Annotated in this window: 17 protein-coding genes and 1 tRNA gene; 4 read left to right on the top strand and 14 right to left on the bottom strand. The window is 61.9% G+C overall.

From position 1 onward, the window contains the following. Positions 1 to 168 precede the first annotated feature (168 nt). Positions 169 to 1,740, top strand: coding sequence for a bifunctional diguanylate cyclase/phosphodiesterase (locus AB4Z25_RS27120; protein WP_112541100.1), 1,572 nt, complete (start codon positions 169 to 171; stop codon positions 1,738 to 1,740). A gap of 610 nt (positions 1,741 to 2,350) precedes the next feature. Here AB4Z25_RS27120 and AB4Z25_RS27115 read toward each other — a convergent pair. From AB4Z25_RS27115 to AB4Z25_RS27105, 3 genes are all read right to left on the bottom strand, one after another. Continuing rightward, positions 2,351 to 2,427 (bottom strand) — tRNA-Met (locus AB4Z25_RS27115). A gap of 131 nt (positions 2,428 to 2,558) precedes the next feature. Continuing rightward, positions 2,559 to 3,758, bottom strand: a complete 1,200-nt coding sequence (gene mnmA / locus AB4Z25_RS27110) for a tRNA 2-thiouridine(34) synthase MnmA (RefSeq protein WP_442210170.1) — start codon at positions 3,756 to 3,758, stop codon at positions 2,559 to 2,561. A gap of 216 nt (positions 3,759 to 3,974) precedes the next feature. Next, a complete protein-coding gene (locus AB4Z25_RS27105; RefSeq protein WP_112541098.1) occupies positions 3,975 to 5,102 on the bottom strand; it encodes a TDT family transporter in 1,128 nt (375 codons plus the stop codon). Positions 5,103 to 5,198: 96 nt separating this feature from the next. Here AB4Z25_RS27105 and AB4Z25_RS27100 point away from each other — a divergent pair, with 96 nt between their 5' ends. Continuing rightward, positions 5,199 to 6,092: a LysR family transcriptional regulator gene (locus tag AB4Z25_RS27100; protein WP_112541097.1), complete on the top strand. Its 894-nt coding sequence runs from the start codon at positions 5,199 to 5,201 to the stop codon at positions 6,090 to 6,092. Here the strand turns inward: AB4Z25_RS27100 and AB4Z25_RS27095 are convergent. From AB4Z25_RS27095 to AB4Z25_RS27085, 3 genes are all read right to left on the bottom strand, one after another. Beyond that, positions 6,069 to 8,153 carry a putative bifunctional diguanylate cyclase/phosphodiesterase gene (locus tag AB4Z25_RS27095; RefSeq protein ID WP_442210165.1) on the bottom strand — a complete coding sequence of 695 codons (2,085 nt, stop codon included), beginning with the start codon at positions 8,151 to 8,153 and terminating at the stop codon, positions 6,069 to 6,071. The two genes, AB4Z25_RS27100 and AB4Z25_RS27095, sit on opposite strands and share 24 nt — an antisense overlap. A gap of 188 nt (positions 8,154 to 8,341) precedes the next feature. Further along, a complete protein-coding gene (locus tag AB4Z25_RS27090) occupies positions 8,342 to 8,764 on the bottom strand; it encodes a pyridoxamine 5'-phosphate oxidase family protein (protein ID WP_112385419.1) in 423 nt (140 codons plus the stop codon). Between the two features lie 51 nt (positions 8,765 to 8,815). Continuing rightward, a complete protein-coding gene (locus AB4Z25_RS27085; RefSeq protein ID WP_112385420.1) occupies positions 8,816 to 9,238 on the bottom strand; it encodes a MerR family transcriptional regulator in 423 nt (140 codons plus the stop codon). A 70-nt stretch (positions 9,239 to 9,308) separates the two neighbouring features. Between AB4Z25_RS27085 and AB4Z25_RS27080 the strand changes: the two genes are divergently transcribed. Together AB4Z25_RS27080 and AB4Z25_RS27075 are read left to right on the top strand one after the other, a co-directional pair. After that, complete coding sequence (locus AB4Z25_RS27080; protein ID WP_442210161.1) at positions 9,309 to 11,531, top strand: heavy metal translocating P-type ATPase; 2,223 nt, start codon at positions 9,309 to 9,311, stop codon at positions 11,529 to 11,531. 88 nt (positions 11,532 to 11,619) lie between these two features. Further along, entirely contained in the window at positions 11,620 to 12,213 is a 594-nt protein-coding gene (locus tag AB4Z25_RS27075) for a YidB family protein (RefSeq protein ID WP_112385422.1), read from the top strand. Between the two features lie 69 nt (positions 12,214 to 12,282). Here AB4Z25_RS27075 and serA read toward each other — a convergent pair whose 3' ends face one another. From serA to pal, 8 genes are all read right to left on the bottom strand, one after another. After that, on the bottom strand, positions 12,283 to 13,878 hold the full coding sequence (serA, locus tag AB4Z25_RS27070) for a phosphoglycerate dehydrogenase (RefSeq protein ID WP_112385423.1): 1,596 nt from the start codon (positions 13,876 to 13,878) through the stop codon (positions 12,283 to 12,285). A gap of 86 nt (positions 13,879 to 13,964) precedes the next feature. Beyond that, on the bottom strand, positions 13,965 to 15,146 hold the full coding sequence (locus AB4Z25_RS27065; RefSeq protein ID WP_112541094.1) for a phosphoserine transaminase: 1,182 nt from the start codon (positions 15,144 to 15,146) through the stop codon (positions 13,965 to 13,967). A gap of 190 nt (positions 15,147 to 15,336) precedes the next feature. After that, positions 15,337 to 16,194: an outer membrane protein gene (locus AB4Z25_RS27060; protein ID WP_112385425.1), complete on the bottom strand. Its 858-nt coding sequence runs from the start codon at positions 16,192 to 16,194 to the stop codon at positions 15,337 to 15,339. A gap of 202 nt (positions 16,195 to 16,396) precedes the next feature. After that, positions 16,397 to 17,749, bottom strand: coding sequence for a phosphoglucosamine mutase (gene glmM / locus AB4Z25_RS27055; protein ID WP_442210156.1), 1,353 nt, complete (start codon positions 17,747 to 17,749; stop codon positions 16,397 to 16,399). A 247-nt stretch (positions 17,750 to 17,996) separates the two neighbouring features. Then, positions 17,997 to 19,928 (bottom strand): ATP-dependent zinc metalloprotease FtsH, encoded by a 1,932-nt coding sequence (gene ftsH / locus AB4Z25_RS27050; protein WP_112385427.1) that lies wholly within the window; start codon positions 19,926 to 19,928, stop codon positions 17,997 to 17,999. 98 nt (positions 19,929 to 20,026) lie between these two features. Continuing rightward, positions 20,027 to 21,361, bottom strand: coding sequence for a tRNA lysidine(34) synthetase TilS (gene tilS / locus AB4Z25_RS27045; protein WP_112541093.1), 1,335 nt, complete (start codon positions 21,359 to 21,361; stop codon positions 20,027 to 20,029). Positions 21,362 to 21,372: 11 nt separating this feature from the next. Continuing rightward, positions 21,373 to 22,410, bottom strand: coding sequence for a tol-pal system protein YbgF (ybgF, locus tag AB4Z25_RS27040; RefSeq protein ID WP_112541092.1), 1,038 nt, complete (start codon positions 22,408 to 22,410; stop codon positions 21,373 to 21,375). A gap of 163 nt (positions 22,411 to 22,573) precedes the next feature. Further along, on the bottom strand, positions 22,574 to 23,104 hold the full coding sequence (gene pal / locus AB4Z25_RS27035; protein WP_112385430.1) for a peptidoglycan-associated lipoprotein Pal: 531 nt from the start codon (positions 23,102 to 23,104) through the stop codon (positions 22,574 to 22,576). Between the last annotated feature and the right edge of the window lie 48 nt (positions 23,105 to 23,152).

The raw sequence follows: 23,152 nt of genomic DNA, 5'->3' as shown, positions 1-23,152 counted from the left end.
GTCTAAAAACTTGGGCGGATCCGGCCAGGCCTGTCGTTTCCGTGCGACCAGCGATCCCTTGCGTCCTTCCGCAGCCCAGCGATTGCAGCAAACAATCACTACCCGTTTTCAACGAACATTTCAGACTTCGATGATATTGCTATGTCTTATATGGGGTGAGGAATGACGATGCCGGGGTTCTTTCGTAGCCGTGCCGGAAGGCAATGTTTATCGGTCATGATGCTGGGAACGGTCCTTTGGCTGCTCGGCGCCTGGCTGCAATTCGGCGACGGGCTGTCGGCTTTTGTACAGATGTTCGATGATTACGGCGCCGAGAAGCTGGTGCTCGCCTTCGTCATCGCCGGTGCGATGAGCTTCATCTATTCGATCCTGCGCATAGCTGATCTCCGCCAGGAAATGGAGCTTCGTGCCGCGGCGCAGTTCAAGGCCGATTGGACGGCCACCCACGATCACCTGACCAAGCTTCCGAACCGCTACGCCTTCGAGCGCAAGAAACTCACCCGCTCCACGCCGAAGAACCACGAGCATGCGGAGACGGAAGCGCTGAATGTCACCGTGTTTTCCGTCGATCTCGACGGCTTCAAGAAGGTCAACGATCTCGTCGGCCACAAGGGCGGCGACATCCTGTTGATCGAGGTGGCCCGGCGCATCTGTTCGCTCGGCAATGCCGATTGCGTCTACCGCTTCGGCGGTGACGAATTTGTCATCATCGGCGCCGGTATGACCGAGGAACGCGAGCGGCATTTCGCCCGCGTCCTGATTCAGGCCGTCACCCGGCCAATCAGCATCGACGGCTTTGCCGTCGAGGTTGGCGCCAGTGTCGGCTACGAGCGCTGGATCGAGGGCAGCGAGCCGCTCGAAAACGCCGCGCACCGCGCCGATCTTGCCATGTACGAAGCAAAGTCGCGCGGCCCCAACCATGCCCTCGCCTTCGAAGCCTCGATGCAGGACAAGGTCGCCGAACGCGCGGCCCTCGAAGCCAAGCTGCGCACCGCCATCCAGCAAAAGGCCATCCGGCCCTTCTACCAGCCGCTGATCGACCTGAAGACCGGTGATATCTGCGGCTTCGAGGCGCTTGCCCGCTGGACCGACGATAGCGGCACCAGCATCCCGCCGCCTGTCTTCATCGGCATTGCCGAAGAGACCGGAATGATCACCGAGCTTTTCGAAAACCTGCTGACCCAGGCCTGCAGCGATGCCCTGGCCTGGCATGACCGGATCGTGCTTTCCTTCAACATATCGCCGGTGCAGATGGAAGACAGATTGCTGGCCTCGCGCGTCCTCAAAGTGCTGGTCGCCTCCGGCCTGCCGCCGGAACGGCTGGAGATCGAGATCACCGAGAACGCCCTGATCCAGGATCCGGCGGTGGCCGCCGTCATCCTCGACGAACTGCATGCGGCGGGCGTCCAGATCGCCCTTGACGACTTCGGCACCGGCTATTCCAGCCTTGCCCAGCTTGCCCGCTACCGCTTTGACAAGATCAAGATCGACAAGAGCTTCGTTGCCACCTACCAGGACGACGAACGGCAGGAAAAGATCGTCCGCGCCATGCTGGGCCTCGGCCACAGCCTGAACATCAAGACGACGGCCGAGGGCATCGAGGAACACAGCCAGCTGGGCTACCTCACCCGCCTCGGCTGCGACATCGGCCAGGGCTACTTGTTCGGCAAGGCGATGCCTGCAGAACAGGCCAGCGCGTTTATCGCGGAACGGATACAGACGCTGTCTGCTGCGGGATAGCCGGGGTATCCTGAAAGCCTACGGGCCTGAATCCGGTGAGCCGATGCAAATCACCACGCTCTCAGGAACCAAACCGCGCAGACCGCGTTGCTTTTCCAGTCTCGTCAACAGAACGTTGGAATAAGCATGAAGAAAATAATAGTGGCCTGCCTGCTCGCCATCACCTCGATTTCGGCAATCCCGTCGCCGAGCATGGCGGCTCCCACGGAGCGGCAAAGGGAAACGTGGGCAAGAACCCACGGACAGGAGTATCGTCCGTTGCGCCATAGCCGCGATTACCGCGACGACAGACGTTACCGTCCACGTTGCCATACGGAGACCGTTCGCTATTGGCGTCACGGTGATCTCATTCAAAGACGTGAACGGATTTGCCGGTGATAGCCTGACAGATCAGTCTTCGGATCAACCTATGCCCGTCGCACAGCATTGCGGCGGGCATTTTTGATCAAAACGTTGAGCGCTTGGGAAATGTCAGGATTAGGACGCTGCCGGTACAGAACATATCCGAATCAGAATCCAAGCACGCAGAGCCGCCCAAAAGTCTCATCGCAAAAAGCGATCAGAGGCTTTCTCAAGCCTCACCTTAGAATGCCTATTAGGTGATGAAAAATGGTAGCGGGGGGCGGAATTGAACCGCCGACCTCAGGGTTATGAATCCTGCGCTCTCACCAACTGAGCTACCCAGCCACACCATCCAGACAAGCCCGTCGCAAAGCGGCGGCCCGTCGGATGAGCGGGTTATTAAGAGCGTCTCGGCTTTGTGTCAAGCACGTGAAGGAGAAAAAGGGAGCGCTGCAGCATGGCTTTTCCCAACAATTTCACGCAGCCACCGGCTGGCTCAGAAGTGCTTTCAGCGAGGCTTCCGCTGCGGGCTCGCGTTCGGAGCGTTCGATGAAGCCGCCGCCGAAAACGCGGGCGTCGTCGCCCGGCGCCGAATAGAGCGCACAGGCCTGGCCCGGCGCGATACCGGCTTCACCGACGGTCAGATCGACATAGATGCCCGATGCGTCGGCACGCAGGATAGCCGGTTCCGGCACGCGGGTGGAGCGTACCTTGGCATAGCAGGCGAAGCCTTCGCCGGCAGCAGCCTGCAGCAGCGGTTCGTCGCCCAGCCAGTTGACATCACGCAGATAGACGCGGTGGGTTTCCAGCGCTTCCTTGGGGCCTACGATGACGCGGCGCGAGCGCGCGTCGAGATAGACGACATAGAGCGGGTCGCCAGTGGCGACGCCGATGCCGCGGCGCTGGCCGATCGTATAATGCAGGATACCCTCATGACGGCCGAGCACGCGGCCGTCGAGATGGACGATCTCGCCCGCCAGCGCCGCATTCGGCTTCAGCTTGTTGATGACATCAGAATACTTGCCCTGCGGCACGAAACAGATGTCCTGGCTGTCGGCCTTCTTGGCAACGACGAGGCCCATCTCTTCGGCGAGCTTGCGCGTTTCCGACTTCGGCAGGCCGCCCAGCGGAAAGCGCAGGTAATCGATCTGCTCCTGCGTCGTCGCAAACAGGAAGTAGCTCTGGTCGCGGTCGGCATCGGCAGGGCGATAGAGCGCCCGGCGTCCCGCCGCACCGCTTGCAGGATTCGGCCGCGAACGGATGTAATGGCCGGTGGCCAAGGCATCGGCGCCGAGCTCCTTGGCGGTCTCCAAGAGGTCGGCGAACTTGACCGTCTGGTTGCAGGACACGCAGGGGATCGGCGTTTCACCGGCCACATAGCTTTCCATGAACGGGTTGATCACCGTATCGCGAAAGCGCTTTTCATAATCGAGCACGTAATGCGGAATGCCGAGCGTCTCGCAGACGCGGCGCGCATCGTCGATATCCTGACCGGCGCAGCACGAACCGGCGCGGTGAACGGCGGCGCCATGATCGTAAAGCTGCAGGGTGATGCCAAGAACGTCATAGCCCTGGCGTTTCAGAATTCCGGCCACGACGGAGCTGTCGACGCCGCCCGACATGGCGACGACGACACGGGTGTCTTCCGGCTTCTTGTCAAAATCCAGTGTATTCACGTCCGACTGCCAAATTCTGCGCGAGTTCCGCGATTGATGCGACCGGCATGCTTTGCGCTGCAAATACGGCCGGTTTCAATGCCTCCGGCGGGCTCGTCCGCCGGGCTTTCCGTGCCGCTGGATATAGAAAGGATTGGCCGCCCACGCAAGGGGCAGCCGCCACGGCCGGAATTCGGCCGCCGTCCCGACGAGTGAACGGCCTATGCCGCGCAGAATTCAGTTCTCCAGGCAGGGATCGGCAAAAAGAAAACCTTTCAGCGCGCCGGAGAGCGTCTTGCCGACCACGACCAGCCAGATCATCGCAAGCGCCGCCACCAGCACGCCGCCGAAACTTGTCAGCAGCGGAAAGTCGAGCAGCTGGCCCAGCCGCAGCGTGGTAACCGCATAGACGCCGATCGGAAAGGTGAAGGCCCACCAGCCGAGATTGAACGGCAGCCCTTCGCGCGCATGGCTGACCGTCGTCGCGATGGCGATCGCCAGCCACCAGAGCCCGTAACCCCAGAGCAGAACGGCACCGAGCAGGCTAGCGCCAGCCATCGCCGTCGCCAGTTCGCCGAGCCCCTTTGCTTCCAGCACGCTGCCGCTATTGGCGGCAAACAGAGCCAAGCCGAAGGCGCCGGTGCCGATCGGGCCGAGCGCCAGAAAGCTCGTCGCGCTCATGTTGGCAGGCGGCAATTTGTGCAGCGCCATGCGCAGGAAGAGGATCACCAGAATGCCGAGCGCCAGCGGCACTGAGCAGGCCCAGAGGACGTAGCTTGCAAAGAGCATGGTGAATTGCGGCGCACCGGACGGCAGGTGCGCCATCAGCATCGCGCCGCTGCCGGCGGTCACCTCGGAGGCGACGATAGGCAGCAGCCAGACCGCGGTCATCTGATGGATCGCGTGCTCCTGCCGGGTGAACATGGCAAGCGGAATGGAAAGACCGGCAAGGATCGCCAGCGCCGCATCGAACCACCAGAGCGATTGCGCGATATCGATCGCGAAATCCCCGACCAGCGGCTGCCCGAAGATCACGAAGCCGTTGATGATGGTGGCGAGTCCCATCGGAATGCAGCCAAAGAACATCGAAAGCACCGGATGATCGAAGATCCGGCGCGCATCGCCAGGATAGATGATCCACTTCGCCGCGTAGATCAGCGAAAGAGCAATGAAGAGCAGGATGTTCGCCACCCACAACGTTTCGCCGAGGCTGTAGAGCGCCGGTGCCGATGGAAACTGCGCCAGGCAGACGGCGAACATCCCGGTACCCATGGTCGCTGCAAACCAGTTGGGCGTGAAATGCCGGACAAGCCGCAGCCCTTCGCTGGGAACATCACCCGCACCGGTTTTCATCAGAATGGTCATTGCCGCTCGCCTCATCTTTCGGCGTCACCAATAGACCCTTGAATTAATCGCTTCCAACGAATTGTAATTATAAAAACGTTCGATAAAATCGATGATATGACCCTTGAGCAGCTCCGCATCTTCGTCGAAGTCGCCGCCCGCCAGCATGTGACGCGCGCCGCCGAATATCTGAACATGACGCAATCGGCCGTCAGCGCCGCAATCACCGCGCTGGAGACCCGTCACGGCGTGACGCTCTTCGACCGCGTCGGTCGCTCGATCGTCCTCAACCGGACGGGCCAGCTGTTTCTCAAGGAAGCACAGCAGGTGCTGGCAAGTGCTAAGGCAGCGGAGGCGGCCCTGATGGATCTCTCCGGCCTGATGCATGGCGAACTGTCGATCATCGCCAGCCAGACGGCCGCCGCCCACTGGCTAGCGCCGAAGCTTGCCGCCTATCGCAACCTCTATCCCGGCATCAAGCTCAATATTGGCATCGGCAATACCGTCGAAACGGCTGACGCCGTGATGAACGGCAAGACGGAAATCGGGCTTATCGAATGGCGCGAGGATCGCCGCGGGGTTTCGGCCCGGCAGGTTGCGATCGACGAGATGATCGTCATCGTCGGCCGCGATCACCCCTGGACGGACGGAAAGCCGCGCAGCATCGGCGACTTCCGGCAAACCCCGTGGGTGATGCGCGAGGCGGGATCGGGCACGCGGCATGCCTTCGAAAGTATGATCGAGGCAGAGGGTCTCAGTCTCGCCGAGCTTGACGTCACCCTGCAATTGCCCGCCAACGAGCCGATCATCAGCGCCGTCGAGGCTGGATTGGGGGCGACCTTGATGTCGCGCATCCTCGCCGACCCCTTGCTCAAGGGCGGCACGATCGTCGAAGCGGCCATAAAGCCGCTGCCGCGGCCCTTCTTCCTGCTGCGGCATGAAGAGCGCTATCGCAGCAAGGCAGCAGATGCCTTCGACGCGATGATCTCAACGGTAGCGGGCGCGCCTTAATGGCACATCGCCTTCGATCATCCGCTCGGCGTCGGCCTGCGGCATCGGCTTGCCGAGCAGATAGCCCTGCACTTCCGCAAAGCCCTCCCGCCGCAGCCTCTCCAACTGCTCTTCCGTCTCAATCCCTTCGGCAAGCGTTACCGCATTAAACCCTGAGCCGATGCCGGCAACGGCGCGGATGATCGCCAGATTGCCGGGGTCGCTCTCCATGCCGGCGACGAAACTGCGGTCGAGCTTGATCTTGTCGAAGGGAAAGGCCCTCAGATAGCTGAAAGACGAATAGCCCGTGCCGAAATCGTCAATGGCGATGCGCAGGCCGAGCTCCTTCAGGGCTCGAAGCAGCGGCAGGCTCTGTTCGACATCGGCGAGGAAAACGGACTCGGTGATTTCGATCTCCAGCCGCTGCGCCTGCAATCCGCTGTCGCCGAGCGCCGAAACGACGGTCGCGAGCAGCGTGTTGTGGCGGAACTGGCAGACCGAAAGATTGACGGCGATCTTCAGATGTTCGGGCCAGCCGGCGGCAACGCGGCAGGCTTCGCGCAGCACCCATTCGCCGATCGGCACGATCAGCCCGGTTTCTTCGGCGAGCGGAATGAATTCCATCGGCGCCACAAGCCCGCGGCTCGGGTGATGCCAGCGGATCAGCGCTTCGAAGCCGGCGAGTTCGCCGCTCGCCGCCTGCACGATCGGCTGGTAGTGAAGCTCGAACTGCCGCTTCTCGACGGCGTCGCGCAATTCGGCGATGAGCTGATGACGCCGCTCCACTTCGAGGCGCATTTCCGTTTCGTAGAAGCGGTAGGTGGAGCGGCCGCTTTCCTTGGCGGCGTAGAGCGCCAGATCGGCATGCCGCATCAGCACGTCGGCATCGCCGGCATGATCCGGTGCCAAGGCGACGCCGATGCTGCAGGTCACATGCTCGTTGCTGCCGTCGAGATCGAAGGGCGCGCTGAGCACGGCGAGCAGCTGCTCGGCAAAGCGTCCCGTCCGGCCGCAATCGCCGGATTTCAGCACGATCGCAAACTCGTCGCCGCCTAGGCGCGCCACGAGATCCCCCTCCTCCAGCAGCATCTTCAGCCGCCGCGCCACCTGACAGAGCAGCGCATCGCCGGCCGCGTGACCCTTGCTGTCGTTGATCAGCTTGAAGTGATCGACATCGAGGTACAGCAGCGCGATCGGCGTCTGCGCCGTTGCTGCCGCGACATGGCTCTCGATGTGATCGGCAAAAGCCGCGCGGTTCGGCAGCCCGGTGAGGGCATCGTGCATGGCAAGATGCGCAAGGCGCGCTTCGAAGGCGCGCTCTTCCGTCACGTCCTGCGAGATGCCGAGAAGATAGCGGCGCGGGCGGCCCTCAGATGCTGGAAGCGCACGCTTCACCGTCTTCAGCAGACGGTGGCCACCGCCTTTCTTGGCAATGACCTCCTCGAAGGTGATCGTGATGTCTTCCTCCAGCACCCGCTTGTCCTGCTCGCGGAAGAACCGCGTCTTGTCGCGAAACACCACGCGGTCGGTCTTGCCGACGATCTCGCGGCCGGGCATTTCGGCAATCGTGGCGCTCTGGCGGTTGAACAGCACATAGCGCCCGTCGTCTTCCATATCCTTGACGAAAACGCCGACCGGCAGGTTATCGACGATGCTGTCAAGCAGTGAGCGGGCATCGGTGACTTGCCGTCTGGCGGCGTTGACCTCGGTTCGGTCCTGAACGATGGCAAGGATGGCATTGCGGCCGTCGAAGCGCACTTCGCGCCCGTAGGTCAGCACTTCGAAGGGCTCGCCGCTGGCCTTCAGATGCGTCCAGCGCTCGGCCCGCTCGATATCGGTCCGGCCCTGAACGGCGCTGACCATCCGCTCGCGCTCGGTCGCGGGCCGGATGTCGAGCACCGTCATCCGCGCGAAGGCCTCGGCGGAATAGCCGTAGAGATCATGGGCCGCATCGTTGACGATCAGGAACCGCAGGGTGACGGGATCATAGACCCACATCGGCGACGGATGGGTCTCGAACAGCGAACGGAAGTCATCGTTCGGGACGTGGAAATCATCTGGATTCGTCGTGGTGAAGGCCATGAATCTTATCGGATATTGAAACGGAACCCTGCTCTTATAAATGAAAAAGATAAATAAAATCAGAATCATAGCGCGCCTAAACTTCAGGCGAAAGCCCGATGATTAGGCATCGTCGTGCTGCTAAATTCCTGCAAGTGCTTCCCGTCAGCGCGCCGGTGACTATTCTTTTGCCACCGGCGCCGCATGGCCTAGTTCTTCAGTTTGACCTCGCCGTCCTCTTCGCCACTCCAGTAATGGATGCGATCGGCATGGACCTTGATCATCGCTACGCCCTTGGTGTCGATACCATCCTTAAACCAGTCGTCGAGGTCCTTGGTCCAATGTTCCTCAAAGGCCTTCTTGTCGCGCACGACCTCGGCCTTACCCTCGACGGCGATCGAGAAGAACTGCTTCCCCTGGAATGTCAGTGAGACCTTCGGGTTACGCTCGATATCGGAGACCATGCGCGAATCCGACCATGTGAAATAGTAGGAGTCGCCATCGTAATCGACCTCCCGGTTGTTGCTCATCGGCCGGCCGGCGATCGCGCCGCCGTCGGTATGGGTCGATAGCATCGCGACATCGATATCGCGCATCTTCTTGGAAATATCCGCAAGGCTCATCTTCGTCATGACTGGCTCCTCCATTGTCCAATCGAAGAAACGGCCACGGCGGTTTTAAGTTCAATGATGGTCGTGCATGCACTGGCCGTGATCGGCCAGGATCTCGATGACCCGGCACTGGTCGACGCGCCCGTGGCAACAACCCTCTACCATGGTCTCCAGCTCCGCCTTCAGTGCGGTCAGGCTGCGGATACGCTGCTCGACCTCGATGAGACGGGCCTTGGCGATGGCATCGGCGGAAGCGCAGGATTGATGCGGATCGTCCTGCAGCGTCAATAGCGCCCGGATGGCATCGACCTCGAAACCGAGCTCGCGCGCGTGCCGCACGAAGGCCAGCCGCCGGATATCCGACACTTCATACGAGCGCTGGTTGCCCTCGCTACGGCTTGGGGCAGCCAGCAATCCGATGCTTTCGTAATAGCGGATCGTCGGCACCTTGACGCCACTCTGACGCGCGGCATCTCCAATGGTGATTTTTTTCATGATCGCCTCTTGCACCTCTAGTGACTAGAGGATGTAGGAAGAAAACCGGTAGAAGACAAGGAACCGGATCATGGCCGAAACATCCCAGGCAAAATACCGCGTCGGCGGCATGGACTGCGCCTCCTGCGCGGCAAAGATCGACACGGCGGTGCGCCGCGTGCCTGGCGTCGAGGATGTCTCGGTCTCCATGACGGCTGGTACGATGACGGTGCGCCACGATGGCAGCAGCGATCTCGGCACAATCGAGAAACGCGTCACCGGCCTTGGTTATTCCGTCGTGCCGATGGCGGCGGGCGGCAAAGATGCGAGGCGCGAAAAGACCGCTGTCCACCACGACCATTCCGGACATGACCACAATCACGAGCAGCATGCAGGGCATTCGCACGATGAGGCCGAAATCCCCGGCCTGCATGGTCATGATCACGCGCCGTCCACCGGTCCCTGGTGGAAAAGCAGCAAGGGAAGGCTCACCATCCTGTCTGGCGCGGCCTTCGTCATAGCCTATGCGGCTGGTCACCTTGTCCCGGCGATCGCGCCTTACGCATTCATGGTCGCGATGCTGATCGGTCTTGTACCCATCGCAAGGCGGGCGGTGATGGCGGCGCTGGCCGGCACGCCCTTTTCTATCGAGATGCTGATGACCATCGCCGCGGTCGGCGCCGTCGTCATCAACGCGGCGGAAGAAGCCGCGGCCGTCGTCTTCCTCTTCCTTGTCGGCGAGTTGCTGGAAGGCGTTGCGGCGGGCAGAGCCCGGGCAAGCATCCAGTCGCTGACCGCGCTCGTGCCGAAAAGCGCATTGCTTGAGGAAAACGGCGCAACCCGCGAAGTCCCGGCCGAGACGCTTGCCGTCGGCGCCATCATTCTGGTGCGCCCCGGCGACCGGATTTCGGCTGACGGCATCATTGTTTCCGGAGAAAGTGCGATCGACGAAGCGCCCGTTACAGGCGAGAGCGTTCCGGTTCGCAAGACGCCTGATGACATCGTCTTTGCCGGAACGGTGAATGGCGATGGCGCATTGCGCGTCCGCGTCACCGCGGCATCGGCCGACAACACCATCGCCCGCGTCGTCAAGCTCGTCGAGGAAGCGCAGGAATCGAAGGCGCCGACCGAGCGTTTCATCGACCGCTTCTCGCGCTACTATACGCCCGGTGTCGTGGCAGTTGCCGCACTGGTCGCGATCCTGCCGCCTCTTGTCGCAGGCGGCGCCTGGGATGAATGGATCTACAAGGGTCTGGCGATCCTGCTGATCGGCTGCCCATGCGCGCTGGTGATCTCGACGCCCGCCGCCATCGCCGCCTCGCTCTCGGCAGGTGCGCGCCGCGGGCTGCTGCTGAAGGGCGGCGCCGTGCTGGAGGGCCTCGGCAAGATCAACGCCGTGGCGCTGGACAAGACCGGCACGCTGACCGAAGGCAAACCGAAGGTTACTGACATAGTCTCCTTCGGCGCATTAACCCAGCCGCAGATCCTATCGCGTGCTGCCGTGCTCGAGCGCAACTCCAGCCACCCGTTAGCCTTGGCAATCCTCAACAGGGCAACGGCCGACAAGCTGCCAGTCCCGCCTGCCCTTGAAGCCTCGGCTATTGCAGGCAAGGGAATGAGCGGCCGTGCCGGTGGCGAGAAGCTCGACCTCTTTTCCCCCGCCGCCGTGCGTGAGCAGCTGACGGCCGAGCAGGGCGAAGCGATCCAGACACTGAACGACGACGGCAAGACAGTCTCGATCCTTCTCGTCAATGATACGATTGCCGGTCTAATCGCCATGCGCGACGAAGCGCGAGACGACGCGCGGGCCGGCCTCGACGCTCTCAAGGCCCGCGGCGTCAAGATCGTCATGCTGACGGGCGACAATGCCCGCACCGCCCAGGCGATCGGCAAGCAGCTCGGTATCGATGTGCGCGCCGAGCTGATGCCCGAGGACAAGCAGCGCATCGTCGGCGAATTGAAGCGCGAGGGCTTCACCGTTGCCAAGGTGGGTGACGGCATCAACGACGCCCCGGCACTTGCCGCCGCCGATATCGGCATCGCCATGGGTGGTGGGACCGATGTCGCGCTCGAAACTGCGGATGCGGCGATCCTTCACGGACGCGTCGGCGATGTCGCAGAGATGATCGCACTGTCGCAGCGAACGATGCGCAACATCTTCCAGAACGTCACGATCGCGCTCGGTCTCAAGGCGGTTTTCCTGGTCACGACGATCATTGGTGTCACCGGTCTGTGGCCTGCAATCCTGGCCGATACCGGCGCAACGGTGCTGGTGACGATGAACGCGCTTCGCCTGCTCAAGCCGCGCGGCTGAAAACACCGGCGCTGCGGAACATTTTGCCGTCTCGTGCATTGAGGCATCCGGGCGGATTGCGCCCTGGCGATTTCAGCGGGAGGACACCATGGATCGCAGGAATCTTACGGCATTGCTGGGTATATTGGCCGTTGCGGGCTACCAGAACCGCGACAAGATTGCAGCCACGCTTCGCGAACTAACGGGCGGCGCACAGCCGCAAGCCTCGGGCACCCAGCCTGGCGGAGCCGCGCCGCAAGCGGATGGTGGAGGCCTGGGCGGTCTCCTTGGTGGCATTCTCGGCGGCGGGCAAGATGGCGGCGGTGCGACACAAACCGGCGGCCTCGGCGGTTTGGGTGGCCTTCTCGGCGGCCTTGCCGGTGCAGGCGGCCTTGGCGACCTGCTGAAAGGCGGCTCGGCCGGCGGCATATTGAGCGGCGGCCTTGGCGGCCTGCTCGATCACTTCCAGCAGAACGGCTTCGGCGACACGGCGAATTCCTGGGTTTCATCTGGCGAGAACAAGCCGATCGACAACGGCCAGCTCTCCCAGGCCCTCGGCCCCGATATTCTCGACGAGCTCGCCAAGGCGACCGGCCTCAACAAGGACGACCTTCTCGCCCGCCTTTCCAAGACCCTACCGCAGGCGGTCGATGGGCTGACGCCGCAAGGCCGCGTGCCGGACGCAGGCAGCATCAGCGCCTGATCGCTCGAAACGGAAAAAGCCCGGCGCAGTTTCCCGCGCCGGGCTTTTCTTGTCTTCCTGGGAGGAAAATCAATCGACGGCGAAGACCAGCGGCTTGGCCTGGCGGATCGCCGCATTGGCGGTCAGCTTGGCAAGAACTTCGTCGTTCAGCGGTCCATCGACATAGAGCAGCGCGATCGCATCGCCGCCCTGCTTGTCACGGCCGAGCTGGAAGTTGGCGATATTGACGCCGGCCGAGCCGAGCGTCGTGCCGATGAAGCCGATCATGCCGGGGACGTCGGTGTTGGTGATATAGACCATGTGTGAGCCGACATCGGCGTCAAGGTTGATACCCTTGATCTGGATGAAGCGCGGCTTGCCGTCCGAGAACACGGTACCGGCGATCGAGCGGGTCATGGTGTCGGTCTTGACCGTCAGCTTGATGTAACCGTCGTAGACACCGGTCTTGTCGCGCTTGACCTCGGAGAGCACGATGCCCTTTTCCTTGATCATCACCGGTGCCGAAACCATGTTGACGTCCGCCACCTGGCTGCGGATCAGACCGGCGAGCGTTGCCGAGGTCAGCGCACGGGTGTTCATGCCGGCGGTCACGCCGTCATAGAGGATCTCGATTTCCTTGATCGGCTCGTCGGTGACCTGACCGACGAAGGCGCCGAGAACATCAGCCAGCTTGATGAACGGCTTCAGAAGCGGTGCTTCCTCGGCGGTGATCGATGGCATGTTGATGGCGTTGGAAACCGCACCCTTGACGAGGTAATCCGACATCTGCTCGGCAACCTGCAAAGCAACGTTTTCCTGGGCTTCGGTGGTCGACGCACCCAGATGCGGCGTGCAGACGACGTTCGGCAGGCCGAAGAGCGGGCTTTCCTTGGCAGGCTCGACTTCGAAGACGTCGAAACCGGCACCGGCGACATGGCCTGATTTGATGGCTTCGGCGAGTGCGGCTTCATCGACCAGACCGCCACGGGCGCAGTTGATGATACGAACGCCGGGCTTGGTCTTGGCAAGGTTGTCCTTGCCGAGAATACCGCGGGTCTTGTCGGTCATCGGAACGTGCAGGGTGATGAAGTCGGCCTGAGCCAGCAGCTCGTCGAGCTCGACCTTGGTGACGCCCATTTCCTGGGCGCGCTCGGCCGACAGGAAGGGGTCGTAGGCCAGGACATGCATGCCGAGGCCGATCGCCTTCTTGCAGACGATGCCGCCGATATTGCCGGCGCCGATGACGCCGAGCGTCTTGCCGGTGATTTCGACACCCATGAACTTCGACTTTTCCCACTTGCCGGCCTGCGTCGAGGCATCGGCCTGCGGCAGCTGGCGGGCAACGGCAAACATCAGCGCGATGGCGTGCTCGGCGGTGGTGATCGAGTTGCCGAACGGCGTGTTCATGACGATGATACCGCGGCGCGAGGCAGCCGGAATATCGACATTGTCGACGCCGATACCGGCGCGGCCGATGACCTTGAGGTTGGTCGCCGAAGCGATCAGCTTCTCGGTGGCCTTAGTGGCCGAGCGGATGGCGAGACCATCATAATTGCCGATGATCTCGGCGAGCTTGTCCTTGTCCTTGCCGAGCTGCGGCTGGAAATCGACTTCGACGCCGCGGTCGCGGAAAATCTGGACGGCGGTTTCCGACAGTTCGTCGGATACGAGAACGCGAGGTGCCATTGTGGGCTTCCTTCAAAAGTGTTCAGCGATGGATGAAATCAGGGATGCTGGGCTCCGCCATTCCGGCGGAGCCTTATGCGATCAACTCAGGCAGCAGCCTGGGAAAGCGTGGCCTTCTGCGTTTCGAACGCCCAGGAGAGCCACGGCATCAGCTTCTGCATGTCGGAAGCTTCGATGGTGGCACCAGCCCAGATGCGCAAGCCCGACGGGGCGTCGCGGTAAGCGCCGATGTCATAGGCAACGCCTTCCTTCTCAAGAAGAGCGACGAGACCCTTGGCAAAATTCGCCTGGCCATCGGCATCGAGAGCGGTGACTTCCTTATCGACGATCTTCAGGCAGATCGAGGTGTTGGAAGCGGTCTCCGCCTTGACCGCCAGATTGGCGATCCAGTCGTTGGCAACGATGAAGTCGGCGATGACCTTGGTATTGGCATCGGCGCGCGCCATCAGCGCCTTCAGGCCGCCGAGCTTCTGGGCCCAGAGCAGCGCATCGATATAGTCCTCGACGCAGAGCATCGACGGCGTGTTGATGGTTTCGCCAGTGAAGATGCCCTCGATCAGCTTGCCGCCCGAGGTCATGCGGAAGATCTTCGGTAGCGGCCAGGCCGGTGCATAGGTCGTCAGGCGTTCGACAGCGCGCGGCGACAGGATGATGACGCCATGTGCGCCCTCGCCGCCGAGAACCTTTTGCCAGGAGAAGGTGACGACGTCGAGCTTGGCAAAGTCCATGTCCTGCGCAAAGGCAGAGGACGTCGCGTCGCAGATCGTCAGACCCTTGCGGTCGGCAGGGATGAAATCGGCATTGGGAACGCGGACACCCGAGGTGGTGCCGTTCCAGGTGAAGACGACGTCGCGGTCGAAATCGATGGTCGAAAGGTCAGGCAGCTCGCCGTAACCGGCTTCGATCTTGCGGACGTCGTTCAGCTTCAGCTGCTTGACGACATCGGTGACCCAGCCAGCGCCGAAGCTTTCCCAGGCGACCATGTCGACGCCGCGCTCGCCGAGGAGCGACCAGAGCGCCATTTCGACGGCGCCGGTATCGGAAGCAGGAACGATGCCGATGCGGTAATCCGCGGGCACTTCCAGAATTTCACGGGTAAGATCGATGGCCTGCTTCAGCTTCGTCTTTCCGACTTTCGCGCGGTGCGAACGGCCAAGCGGCGCGTCGGAGAGAGCATCGAGCGACCAACCGGGGCGCTTCGAACAAGGGCCAGAAGAGAAATGAGTGTTGTTCGGACGGACGTCCGGCTTTGCGGTGGCAGCGGCCATATGTATACCCTTCCAGGTAATTAGCCTCTCGTTGGGGAGAGGTGTCCCGCCGCCGTAGATACAGACCTCGCCCGTCATGGTCAACGGAGAAGTGTCGCACACTGAGGATTTTTTGACGCAGGTGCGACGCGAGGCCTGAAAAGCAAAAAGCCGCCCGAAGGCGGCTTTCGCAGGATCGATAGAGATCCGATTACTTGTAGACAGGCTGCTGCAGCGGAATTTCCGGCTGGGGCTCGTAAGCGACGGGCTGCTCGCAACCGCCGAAGAGGTAGCGTGCACCGGCGCGGACTTCGTGGACGTTGAAGCCCTTGTCGCGGCCCGGGCCGCCGTTCTCAGCATAGCCGAACATGTTGCCACCATCGACATGCAGGAAGCGGTAACCGACATCAGCCTTGACGTTGCAGGTGACGTCGATCGATGCACCGGCCATCAGAGCGTAGCTGAAGCGCCAGTCGCCCTTGCCGTTATGCGTGACGGTATCGTCGCAACCAAAGCCGCTGCCGCTGGTGTCGCAAGACGTGTTGCGCAGATCTTTCCACTTAACGTAAGAGCCACCGATACCGGCACCGACATAAGGCGTGAAGACGCCGTAGGTGCCAAGATCCACATAGGCATTTGCCATCAGCGTCCATGCCGTCAAGGAAGACAGATCGGTGGAAGAGCAGGTGACCTGGCAGGCACCGAAGGCAGAACCGCCGCCGGTCGTCGAGCCGTGGAAGTCGCTCTTGCCGAGATAGTCGAGCGTCAAGTCGGTACGCAGGTAGCTGTTGACCTGATAACCAACACCGCCGCCAACGGTGAAGCTGTCCCGCAGGTCCGAGGTAGTGAAGTCCACTTCGTCAGCGGAGCTTCCGCCCTGATAGAACTTGGCACCGCGCAGATCGTTGAAGCCATAACCGACATCGCCGCGCAGGTACCAGCCGGTCGCTTCGGTAACAGTCACCTCAGGCGGCATTTCCGGAACCGGCTCGACAGGAGCGAGATCGGCCGCCAGTGCATTCGAGGTCATAAGCAGTGCGGCGAAGATGCCGGCCAAGCCTTTTTTCATGATCCACTCCAAAGAAGTTACATTGGCCGAGCGCGAGCCTGCCAATCTGATACGCTTTGTCTGGATAATGAACGGGAAACGTTAAAACCCGCTTAACTACGAATATTTACCGTGTTTGTTCATAGAGCGGACACCATAATTCTTGCGGCAACAAAAAACCGGCACTTGTGGCGCCGGTTCAATGCAAGACATCGGGAGGATCTTACGCCGCGCTGCGGACGTTCGAGATCGTGCCGATCAGGTCGTTGACGATGCGCTCGATCTGGGCGCGGTCGTCGCCCTCAGCCATGACGCGGATCAGCGGCTCGGTTCCCGACGGGCGAATAACGAGGCGGCCGTTCTTCGACAGCTCGGCTTCGGCATCGGCAATCGCCTTCTGCACCTGGATATCTTCAAGCGGCTTGCCGCCGGAGATACGCACATTGCGCAGCAGCTGCGGCACGGGCTCGAAGCGGCGGCAAATTTCGCTGACGGTCTTGCCGGTGCGCTTGACGGCAGCCAGAATCTGCAGCGCCGCCACGAGGCCATCACCCGTCGTGCCATAGTCGGACATGACGATATGGCCGGACTGTTCGCCGCCAACGTTGAAATTGTTCTGGCGCATATGTTCGACCACATAGCGGTCGCCGACCTTAGTGCGTGCCAGCGTCATGCCCTTGTCCTCAAGGAAGCGTTCCAGGCCGAGGTTCGACATCACGGTTGCGACGATGCCACTGCCGCGAAGCTGCTGGCTTTCGGCCCAGCTCTCGGCAATCACAGCCATGAGCTGGTCGCCATCGACGACGGCACCGTTCTCATCGACGATGATCACGCGGTCCGCGTCTCCATCGAGCGCGATGCCGATATCGGCCCGGACTTCATCGACCTTCTTCTGCAGGGCAACCGGGCTGGTCGAGCCGCAATTCAGGTTAATGTTGGTGCCATTCGGCTCGTTGCCGATGGTGACAACCTCGGCGCCGAGCTCCCAGAGAGCGGCGGGCGCAACCTTGTAGGCAGCGCCATTGGCGCAGTCGATCGCAATCCTCAGGCCCTGCAGCGTCACGTCGCGCGGCAGTGTACGTTTGGCATGTTCGATATAGCGGTCGTGGACGCCATCGACGCGCTTGGCGCGGCCGATATCGTCGGACTTGGCGAGCTGACTGGACAGGTCTCTTTCAAGAAGGTCCTCGATCTGCTGCTCGATATCATCGGAAAGCTTGTAGCCATCGGGGCCGAAAAGCTTGATGCCGTTGTCTTCGTAAGGATTGTGCGAGGCCGAGATCATCACGCCGATATCGGCGCGCAGCGATCGCGTCAGCATGGCAACGGCGGGTGTCGGGATCGGGCCGAGGACGAAGGCATCGACGCCGGCAGCAGTAAAACCTGCAACCATGGCGTTTTCGAGCATGTAGCCGGACAGGCGTGTGTCCTTGCCGATGACCACGCGGTGGCGGTGATTGCCGCGGCGGAAGATGGTACCGACCGCGATGCCCACCCGCATCGCCAGATCCGGCGTCATCGGGAAAATGTTCGACTGGCCGCGAATGCCGTCCGTGCCGAAGTAACGTCTCTTCATATGTACCCCTATGCTTCCGGCGCGCCAAGCAGGCGGCGCCATGTGCCAAGCAAATCCTGGCCGCAAGAACGAATCAATTCGTTCGATGTCTCTAACGCGGCCTGCTCATAATAGCGGCATGCCACAAAACGCAGGCGCCATCACGTCAATTACCGCGAAAACCGATTATATCGCGTTACCGATACGAGAAGGCCGGATTTCCTGGGGAAACCCGGCCTCTCTTAAGCTTAGGCTTTCGTACTTTCGGTCAATGCGGCTGCGGCTCGAGGCCACCTTCCGTTTCATCGCCCTTCGATGCCGGGCGTGCGCCCGCCTTCGGAACAGCCGAACCGCGGCTCGGCGGTGAATCGTCGCCGAGATCGCGCGCCGGCTTTTCGCCGCGGATCAGAGCCTTGATCTCTTCACCGGTCAGCGTTTCGTACTCGAGCAGACCTTCAGCAATCGCAACGAACTCGTTGTGATTGTCCGTCAGGATCTGACGTGCCTCGGCATAGGCTTCCTCGATCAGGCGGCGCACTTCGCTGTCGATCTTCTGGGCCGTCGATTCCGAGACGTTCTTCGACTGAGAAACGGAATGACCCAGGAACACTTCCTGCTGGTTCTCGCCGTAAGCGACTTGGCCAAGCACGTCGGAGAAGCCCCACTGGGTGACCATGGCGCGGGCAAGCTTTGTGGCCTGCTCGATGTCGGATGACGCACCCGAGGTGATGTTCTCCTTGCCGAAGGTCAGTTCCTCAGCGATACGGCCGCCCATCATGATCGTCAGGCGCGAAACCATCCACTTGTAGCTCATCGAGTAGCGGTCGCCCTCGGGAAGCTGCATGACCATGCCGAGAGCACGGCCGCGCGGAATGATCGTCGCCTTGTGCAATGGATCGGCCACGGCAACCTTGAGCGCGGTGATGGCGTGACCGGCCTCATGATAGGCGGTCAGCTTCTTTTCGGCTTCGGTCATGGCGGACGAGCGGCGCTCGGCACCCATCATGATCTTGTCCTTGGCGTCTTCGAACTCCGCCATGGTGACGACGCGCTTGTTGCGGCGTGCGGCCATCAGGGCAGCTTCGTTGACGAGGTTCATCAGATCGGCACCGGAGAAACCGGGCGTACCGCGCGCCAGAACCTTGAGATCGACATTCGGTGCCAGCGGCACGTTACGGGCGTGAACCTTGAGGATACGCTCGCGGCCGACGATGTCAGGGTTCGGAACCACGACCTGACGGTCGAAACGGCCCGGACGCAGAAGTGCTGGGTCGAGAACGTCAGGACGGTTGGTCGCTGCGATCAGGATGATGCCTTCGTTTGCTTCGAAGCCGTCCATCTCGACAAGCAGCTGGTTCAGCGTCTGCTCGCGTTCATCGTTACCGCCGCCGAGACCGGCGCCACGATGGCGGCCGACGGCGTCGATTTCGTCGATGAAGATGATGCAGGGCGCGTTCTTCTTGGCTTGCTCGAACATGTCGCGGACGCGGCTTGCGCCGACACCGACGAACATTTCGACGAAGTCGGACCCCGAGATCGTGAAGAACGGAACGTTGGCTTCGCCGGCAACCGAGCGGGCGAGCAGCGTCTTACCCGTGCCCGGAGGGCCAACGAGCAGCACGCCGCGCGGGATCTTGCCGCCGAGACGCTGGAACTTCTGCGGATCGCGCAGGAATTCGACGATTTCTTCGAGGTCCTGCTTGGCTTCATCGACACCGGCAACGTCTTCAAACGTCACGCGGCCATGCGCTTCGGTGAGAAGCTTGGCCTTGGATTTGCCGAAGCCCATCGCGCCGCGCGAACCGCCCTGCATCTGCCGCATGAAGAACAGCCAGACGCCGAGGATCAGCAGCATCGGCAACAGCGTGCCGAGATAGCTCAGGAAGCCGGAAGAACCGTCGGTCTCCGGGCGGGCCGAAACCAGGACGTTCTTCTGCTGCAGGCGATCGAGCAGGTTGTCATCGATCACAGGAGAATAGGTCTGGAAGGTGGTGCCATTTTCAACATAGCTGCCCGAGACACGGTTGCCCGTGACCACGACTTCCTTCACACGGCCCGCATCAACCTCACGCAGGAACTGCGAGTAAGGGATTTCGCGCGAGCTGGTCTGTGCCGGCGTCGTCTGGAACATGCTGAAAAGAGCGATCAGCAGCAGAGCTATGATCGCCCACAAGGCGAAATTACGTAAGTTAGGGTTCATCGAACTCCCCAGCACTGGAACAGCCGCCTCATGGCGGCCGTCTTATTTGAACTCTAACATAGGGTTGCGCCGTGTCATTGCCAAGGCGATCCGATCCGTCAGATGGTTTTTCCGTCAATAAGACCTAAAGGTGGCCTTGGATAGGGGCGTGTTCCAAAAGCCGCCGCGAGGCGTTGGGCGAACTTGAAGTCGAATCGTGTCAAAAAGCGGTCGAATGGCGCAAAATACGGGATGACCTCCATGTCCCCGGAAAATGCTCCGGACACGATTGCGTCATCTCCAGCGAATACGGCCGGAGCCGCAGCCAGAGCGCGCTTGAGGGCTGATCGCCGCAGGCGATCGTCAACGCCGTATTGGTCTGGCTTGGCACCCTGCTTTTCGACACGGATTTCCGAGCCGGAATGGTTGGTGATCACAAACCGCCCGTCCCAGATGGCGGAGGCGCCGGGCGCCAGCGCGAGTGGCAAGATGCCGCGGTCCTCGCGCGTCAGGTAAAGACCGTCCCGCCGCCTGTCGAAGACCACGCGGCCAGCCGTCACCCTCCCCGGCTCGCCGGTTCCGAGAAATGCCAGCACGCGTTCGAGCGATGAAGACGAGAGCGGAAACGCCTGCCCGCCGAAAACCGCTGCCAGACGCCCGAGCGCATAGCAGAAGGCCGGATCGCCAACGTCGATCCCCTCAGGCGAGACGCGCCCCAGGCCGGGTGCGGCGAGAGCGAAATGCCGGTCGAGCCAGTCTGCAGCACTCTCCGCAAGCGCCGCTCTCGTTTCCATGGAAGGCATGTCGAGACGGTCGGCGCTTTGCACAGCGAGGGCTGCGCGTGTTCGAACGCGCTCGTATTTCATGTCCTCGTTACTCGGATCATCGGACCAGCCGATATGGCTGGCGGTGAGCAGCGCGCGAATGCCGCTACGGCTGCAGGCCAGCAGCGGCCGGGCGATCCAGATGCTGCGATCGAACAGCACAGCGTCGGCAATCCCGGTCTCGGCCGCGGACGTGGCGCCACGGCTGGCGCGCATCGCCAGCGTCTCGACCTGATCGTCGAGCGTGTGGGCGGTGACAACAAGATTTGCGCCGAGTTGCCGCGCGGCGGCCGCGAGCAACTGATAGCGGGCCTCGCGCGCAGCGGCCATGATGCCGGCCTTCGGTTTCGGACCTGTCCAGCGGCAGATGAGGTGATCTATGGAAAGCGAATGGCAGAGAGCAGCGGCAGCGCGCGCTTCATCCGCAGAGCCAGCACGCAGATCGTGATCGACGGTGGCGGCGCAGAGCGAGAATTTCGATTGGAATTTGATGGCTTCATTGAGCGCGACGAGAAGGCCGGTGGAATCGCTGCCCCCTGAAATCGCGACGAGAATGCGAGTAGGCTCGGCAAGCGATTGGAGGAAGCGGTGGACCGCAGCCTCGGGCGGCAGGATGGCTTCCGGAGACAAACCGGAAACCCTTAGCAGGCGAGACGCTTCTGTTCGCTCGCGACCTTGCTTATGACGGCGCGCGATGCCTTCGGGTAGCGCTTCGAGACTTCCTTGAGCGTGGCGCAGGCCGTATCGGTGTTGTCGAGTGCAGCCAGCGACATGCCGAGCTTCAAGAGCATTTCCGGCGCCTTTTCCGACGAGCCATATTTCTGATGCGCGTTCAGGAAGGTCTTGGCTGCTTCATTGAACTTGCCCTGCGAATAAAGGGCTTCGCCCAGCCAGAAATTCGCATCCGCCGCCCGGGCGCTGCCCGGATATTGGGCGATGTACTGGGTGAATTCCTGCTCCGCCGTGCCGTAGTCGCCTGAGAGAACATGGCCGTAGGCGGCCTTGTACTGGTCAGCCTCGCTGCCGAGCGATGCCGTCTGCTGCGGCGAAGCGCCGGAGCCCGGAGGTGGCAGCGGCGCAGAACCGACCTCGGCGCCCGGATTGACCGTGCCGCCGATCGGATTGCCGTTCTGGTCGAAGTCCATCGAACCCAGCTGCTGCGGCGGCTGGCCAAGACCGCTGTTCGACGGCACGTCGTTGGAGGGAGCCGTTTCGGCTCCCTGCGGTGCTTCGATAATGGTCGCAACATCATCGGCGCCCTGCCCTCGAGAACCGGCTTGCGCCTGGTTCGTCGATGCGGGGGGAACGTCGGCTTCGCTCTTCTTGGTGCCCTTGGTGCTGCCGCCGGTCGAACCGCCGCCAGCGCCGCCACCGCCCTTTTCAAGCTGCTGGAAACGGAACTCGTTGTCTTCCTGCGTCTTGCGCAGCGATTCCTGCATCTGCAGGATCTGATAGCTCATCTCTTCGATGCGGCCGTTCAGCTGGCGCAGCTGATCTTCCAGCTGCTGGACCCGCATTTCCGTGCCGCTGCTCTGCACGTTGACGACGGGAGGCTGCGCCTGTGTCTGCACCGGCTTGCCGCCAAGGTTCAGACCGAGAAACGATGCGGAATACGCCGCTCGCTCGGTCCCCGTCACAGCCGCGAGGCAGAGCACCCCTGCCACGACATATTTCTTCATAGGTATCGTCCTGTCCCAGTGATTCTTCGCGCCCCGATGGCACGAACAGGAGATTTTGCCAATTGCTTTCAAAAAGCAACGGAGTCTGGCCAAAGTGTGTTCAAAAAGAAAAGGCGGCCCGCGAACGGACCGCCTTTCCAAAATGTAATGCGATTTCCGCAGATTACATGCCTGCGCCACCGAGAACGGTAACGGCACGGCGGTTCTGCGACCAGCAGGAAATATCGTCGCAGACAGCAACCGGACGTTCCTTGCCGTAGGAGATCGTCTTCAGGCGCTGAGCCGGAACGCCGCGCGAAGCGAGGTAGTCCTTGGTGGCAGCCGCACGGCGGGCACCCAGAGCCAGGTTGTATTCGCGCGTGCCGCGTTCGTCGGCATGGCCTTCGACGGTGATCGCGTAGTTCGGGTAGCGGGCAAGCCACTGTGCCTGACGGTCGAGCGTCTGGGCAGCGTCCGCGCGGATCGACGTGGAGTCGGTGTCGAAGAAGATGCGGTCGCCGACGTTGACGGTGAAGTCCTGAGCCGAACCCGGCGTTGCTGCACCGGCGCCAAGGCCGAGATCGCCAGCGCTGTTGGCCATGTTCTTCTTGTTGGCGCAGCCTGCGAGAGCGAGGCCAGCGACGAGCGCGATCATGACGGGGTTGCGGGCGAGGCTCTGCATGCGGCTCATTGCCGGGGTATGAATTCGGCTCATGGCCGGGTCTCCTTGCGACTTCATCAGGGTTGCCGGACTGTAACCGTA

The organism is Rhizobium sp. RAF36 (assembly GCF_052114105.1).
Classification (GTDB): Bacteria; Pseudomonadota; Alphaproteobacteria; order Rhizobiales; family Rhizobiaceae; genus Rhizobium.
The sequence above is the reverse complement of the archived record's forward strand: the minus strand, read 5'-3'. Positions and strand labels throughout refer to the sequence as shown.

Bases quoted from the DNA above. Each gene is read 5' to 3' on its own strand.
- AB4Z25_RS27120 (WP_112541100.1), top strand. From the start codon at position 169: ATGCCGGGGTTCTTTCGTAGCCGTGCCGGAAGGCAATGTTTATCGGTC.
- AB4Z25_RS27105 (WP_112541098.1), bottom strand. From the start codon at position 5,102: ATGACCATTCTGATGAAAACCGGTGCGGGTGATGTTCCCAGCGAAGGG.
- AB4Z25_RS27100 (WP_112541097.1), top strand. From the start codon at position 5,199: ATGACCCTTGAGCAGCTCCGCATCTTCGTCGAAGTCGCCGCCCGCCAG.
- AB4Z25_RS27095 (WP_442210165.1), bottom strand. From the start codon at position 8,153: ATGGCCTTCACCACGACGAATCCAGATGATTTCCACGTCCCGAACGAT.
- AB4Z25_RS27090 (WP_112385419.1), bottom strand. From the start codon at position 8,764: ATGACGAAGATGAGCCTTGCGGATATTTCCAAGAAGATGCGCGATATC.
- AB4Z25_RS27085 (WP_112385420.1), bottom strand. From the start codon at position 9,238: ATGAAAAAAATCACCATTGGAGATGCCGCGCGTCAGAGTGGCGTCAAG.
- AB4Z25_RS27080 (WP_442210161.1), top strand. From the start codon at position 9,309: ATGGCCGAAACATCCCAGGCAAAATACCGCGTCGGCGGCATGGACTGC.
- AB4Z25_RS27075 (WP_112385422.1), top strand. From the start codon at position 11,620: ATGGATCGCAGGAATCTTACGGCATTGCTGGGTATATTGGCCGTTGCG.
- serA (WP_112385423.1), bottom strand. From the start codon at position 13,878: ATGGCACCTCGCGTTCTCGTATCCGACGAACTGTCGGAAACCGCCGTC.
- AB4Z25_RS27065 (WP_112541094.1), bottom strand. From the start codon at position 15,146: ATGGCCGCTGCCACCGCAAAGCCGGACGTCCGTCCGAACAACACTCAT.
- AB4Z25_RS27060 (WP_112385425.1), bottom strand. From the start codon at position 16,194: ATGAAAAAAGGCTTGGCCGGCATCTTCGCCGCACTGCTTATGACCTCG.
- glmM (WP_442210156.1), bottom strand. From the start codon at position 17,749: ATGAAGAGACGTTACTTCGGCACGGACGGCATTCGCGGCCAGTCGAAC.
- ftsH (WP_112385427.1), bottom strand. From the start codon at position 19,928: ATGAACCCTAACTTACGTAATTTCGCCTTGTGGGCGATCATAGCTCTG.
- ybgF (WP_112541092.1), bottom strand. From the start codon at position 22,410: ATGAAGAAATATGTCGTGGCAGGGGTGCTCTGCCTCGCGGCTGTGACG.
- pal (WP_112385430.1), bottom strand. From the start codon at position 23,104: ATGAGCCGAATTCATACCCCGGCAATGAGCCGCATGCAGAGCCTCGCC.